Source organism: Mycolicibacterium novocastrense (genome assembly GCF_001570485.1).
GTDB classification, from domain to species: Bacteria; Actinomycetota; Actinomycetes; order Mycobacteriales; family Mycobacteriaceae; genus Mycobacterium; species Mycobacterium novocastrense.
The window spans coordinates 1-544 of the sequence record NZ_BCTA01000114.1 but is presented as its reverse complement, the minus strand read 5'-3'; the positions used below and the strand labels follow the sequence as shown (position 1 = coordinate 544).

1 protein-coding gene is annotated in these 544 nt (G+C 65.8%); it reads left to right on the top strand.

From position 1 onward, the window contains the following. The coding region (locus tag RMCN_RS30665; RefSeq protein WP_165604507.1) for a leucine zipper domain-containing protein at positions 1–544 on the top strand (544 nt) is incomplete at both ends.

Here is a 544-nt window from a genome sequence, read left to right as displayed (position 1 = left end):
ATCCGGCTGGACCTACGCCGCAGCAGCCAAGATGTTCATGGTCGCCCCGCGAACCGCTAAGAAGTGGGCAGATCGGTTCCGGGCCGAGGGCGAGGCCGGCATGGTCGACCGCAGCTCACGCCCGCACGTCAGCCCCACCAAGACCGCGCCAGCGGTGATGCGCCGGATCGTGGATCTGCGGTGGCGCAAGCGGCTCGGGCCTGTGCAGATCGGCGGGCACCTCGGGGTGCCGGCCTCCACCGTGCATGCGGTGCTGACCCGGTGTCGGATCAACCGGCTGTCCTACATCGACCGCGTCACCGGTGAGCCTCTTCGCCGTTACGAACACCCCCATGCCGGGGCGTTGATCCACGTCGACGTCACTAAGTTCGCCAACATCCCCGACGGCGGCGGGCACAAGTTCCTGACCAGAGAACAAAGCAAACGTAACGCCATCGCCACCGGCCATCGTACCGGGGAGCGCGGCGGTCAGGAGACAGGGTATCGACCCAGAATCGGAATTGCATTCGTGCACACCGTGATTGATGATCACTCCAGGGTGGCC